The organism is Streptomyces graminilatus (assembly GCF_001418565.1).
Lineage (GTDB): Bacteria > Actinomycetota > Actinomycetes > Streptomycetales > Streptomycetaceae > Streptomyces > Streptomyces graminilatus.
In genome coordinates this window covers 1-3,196 of sequence record NZ_LIQQ01000508.1, presented here as the reverse complement: position 1 = coordinate 3,196, position 3,196 = coordinate 1, and the positions used below count along the sequence as shown (strand labels likewise).

Sequence of the window (3,196 nt, the reverse complement as noted above, 5' to 3'; positions counted from 1 at the left end):
GCCCGTTGCCCTGCCCGGTCAGACACCCGTATCCGGAGTACGGCCGCCCCGCCCGCCCGGTCGCCAGGCAGAGGTTGATCCACGCGCTGACGGTGTCCGTCCCCTTGGACTGCTGCTCGGGCCCGCGCGCCGTGAGCACCATGGCGGCGTCCGGTTCGCAGAACATCCGCACCGCGTCACGGAGTTGGGGCACAGGAACCCCGGTGATCCGCTCCACGTACTCCGGCCAGTGGGCCATCGCCGCAGCCCGCGTCTCCGCCCAGCCGCTCGTCCGCTCCTCGATGAACTCCTCGTCGGTGCGCCCCTGCGAGACGACCAGGTGCAACAGCCCCAGGGCGAGCGCGAGATCGGTACCGGGACGCGGCGCGAGATGCAGATCGGCCTGCTCGGCGGTACGGGTCCGGCGCGGATCGATGACGATCAACGTCCCCCCGTTCTCCCTGAGTTCGGTGAGATAGCGCAGGGCGGGCGGCATGGTCTCGGCGAGATTGGAGCCGACCAGGATGACGCACCCGGTCCTGGGAATGTCCTCCATCGGGAAGGGCAGCCCCCGGTCGATCCCGAACGCCCTGTTCCCGGCAGCGGCGGCGGACGACATGCAGAAACGCCCGTTGTAGTCGATCTGGGAGGTCCCGAGAACGACCCGCGCGAACTTCCCCAGCGCGTAGGCCTTCTCGTTGGTCAGCCCGCCCCCGCCGAAGACACCGCACGCGTCCGGGCCATGCTCCGTACGCGTGCGGGCCAGTCCCTCGGCGACCCGGTCCAGGGCCTCCTCCCAGGAGGCGGGTACGAGTACGCCGTCCCGCCGTACGAGCGGCTCGGTCAGCCGCAGCGCCGGAGACAGCAGCGCGGGGGCGGTGCGCCCCTTGCCGCACAGGGCACCACGGTTGACCGGGAAGTCGGCACGCTCGGTCACCGTGACGCCCCCGCCCGCCACCGGCGTGAGGTTCATTCCGCACTGCAGGGCGCAGTACGGGCAGTGCGTGGGCGTCACGGAGTTCTCCATACCGCCCAGCGTGCGGCGCCGGTGTTACACCCCGGATCGCACCCCGTTACACAGCGGGCACGGAGACCTCCCGAAGCCCCGGAGCCGCCGGTGAGGTCACTCACCAGCCCGCTGCCCATCAGCGCCCTGCATCGCCCTTCAGCGGGTGTCCGAGGCCAACGCCCGCTGGACCCCCACCTCCACCGGCCCCAGGAACCGTGGATCGGGCTCGAACACCGCGTCCAACGCGGCCTTCCCCGCCGCGAAGAGCTCCCGCGTCCCGCCGTAGTACCACGTCACGTCGTGCTTGGCCTCGACGCCGACCCCGTACGAGTCCACCCCCGCCGCCTCGCACAGCGCGACAGCACGGCGAATGTGGAAACCCTGACTGATCAGCACGGCCCGGTCGACCCCGAAGATCTTCTTCGCCCGGACACAGGAGTCCCAGGTGTCGAACCCGGCGTAGTCGCTGACGATCCGCCCGTCCGGCACCCCGTGCCGGGTCAGATACACCCGCATCGCGTCCGGCTCGTCGTACTCCTCCCGGCTGTTGTCCCCGGTGACGAGCACCACCTTGACCCGCCCCGCCCGGTACAGCTTCGCCGCCGCGTCCAGCCGGTGCGCGAGGTACGGGGACGGCTCCCCGCCCCACAGACCGGCACCGAAGACGACGGCGACATCGGTACGCGGCACGTCCGACACCTCGCGCAGCCGGTCGCTCGCGGCGACGAACAACCACGTGGCCGGCAGCAGCGCCAGCACGCACAGCGACATCACGACCTGCACGGCCCGCCGCTGCCCGGTCCGCGTACGCGGCACACGCACGAGCGAACGCACACGCGACCGCAGGGACACCCGTGATCCCTGTGATCCACGCGCCTTCGGACTGCTCATCGGACGTGTCCCTCCCCGGACGGCCCCGGTGGCCTCGATCAGAGAGGACGCCCCCGACTCCGCCCCGGTTCGCCGCCCCCGACGTGACCAGCTTCACTCGCCCCCGGAAAGCCACAGGTCAGGCAGGCTCACACACCCGTCGCCCCCACCGTGAACCCCCGGAAAAGACCCGTCATTCCCGCGCAACGGCGTGGCAACCTCGTACCGTCACGATCGGTGCATGACGCCGTCGCCCCGCTCCCACGACGAGTCCACGCAGCCCCCGCGAAGCCCCTGGCCGCCCGGAGGCGCCCACCCCGACAGGACGGCGCACATGATGGACCGCAGCACCGGCCGCCTCACCAGCCGCCCCGGCCCCGGCTGTCGCGCCACCCCGCCCGCACTCGTCCTCGTGGGCCACGGCAGCCGCGACCCGCGCGCCCTGAGCACCGTCCGCGCGCTCGCCGAACGCGTCCGCGAACTGCGCCCCGGCCTGCCCGTCCACCTGGGACACATCGAGCTGAACGCGCCCCTGCTCCCGGACACGCTCGCGGGACTCGGCACCGCCGAGGCCGTCCTCGTACCGCTGCTGCTCAGCCGTGGCTACCACGTGAAGCACGACATCCCGGAGATGGCCGCGGCGGCGACGGCACGCACGCGCGTGGCCGCTCCGCTCGGCCCGCACCCCCTGCTCGTCGACACCCTGCACGCCCGACTGGTCGAGGCCGGCTGGCAGACCCGGATGACCGACGAGCAGCGCCGGTCCAGCGCGGTGGTCCTGGCCGCCGCGGGTTCCCGCGACCCCGACTCGGACCTCGACACCCGCCACACCGCCCGGCTCCTCGCCGACCGCCTGGGCGTGCCCGTCGTACCGGCGTACGCCACCACCGCCGCCCCGACCGTCCCCGAGGCCGTACGAGCGCTGACGGCCAGTGGCCGCCACCGGATCGCCGTGGCCTCGTACTTCACAGCCCCGGGCCGCTTCGCCACAGAGTGCGCCAAGGCGGCCCCCTGGATAGCGACGGCCCCCCTGGGCGCCCACAGGTCCATGGCCCACCTGATCCTCCACCGGTACGACCAGTCGGCGGCGCTCCCCGAAACCCCCGTAACCAGAGAACTGGCGCCAGCCTTTTAGGGACGCGGGGCTGTATCGATTCGCGGCTCCGCCGCGTGGGCGCGAGAAGCCACGACGCACCCGTACCCGCAAACGAAACAGAACCCGGCAGACGCGCAGGCGCACACACACCCCCAAATTGTCAGTACCTGCCCTTACTGTCGAAGCATGGAAGGCACAAGCACCAACACCACCAGCACCCCCCAACCCCCCGACAACGGCAC

The 3,196-nt window shown here is 72.0% G+C and carries 3 protein-coding genes; 1 reads left to right on the top strand and 2 read right to left on the bottom strand.

Going from position 1 to position 3,196, the window contains the following annotated elements:
• Positions 1-1,006, bottom strand: a 1,006-nt coding sequence (locus AOK08_RS34470) for a molybdopterin oxidoreductase family protein (protein WP_157876918.1), incomplete at its 3' end; no start/stop codon positions are given.
• A gap of 138 nt (positions 1,007-1,144) precedes the next feature.
• Positions 1,145-1,759 (bottom strand): SanA/YdcF family protein, encoded by a 615-nt coding sequence (locus AOK08_RS34465; RefSeq protein WP_055533342.1) that lies wholly within the window; start codon positions 1,757-1,759, stop codon positions 1,145-1,147.
• Positions 1,760-2,099: 340 nt separating this feature from the next.
• Between AOK08_RS34465 and AOK08_RS34460 the strand changes: the two genes are divergently transcribed.
• Positions 2,100-2,993 (top strand): sirohydrochlorin chelatase, encoded by an 894-nt coding sequence (locus tag AOK08_RS34460; RefSeq protein ID WP_079054439.1) that lies wholly within the window; start codon positions 2,100-2,102, stop codon positions 2,991-2,993.
• Positions 2,994-3,196: the final 203 nt, after the last annotated feature.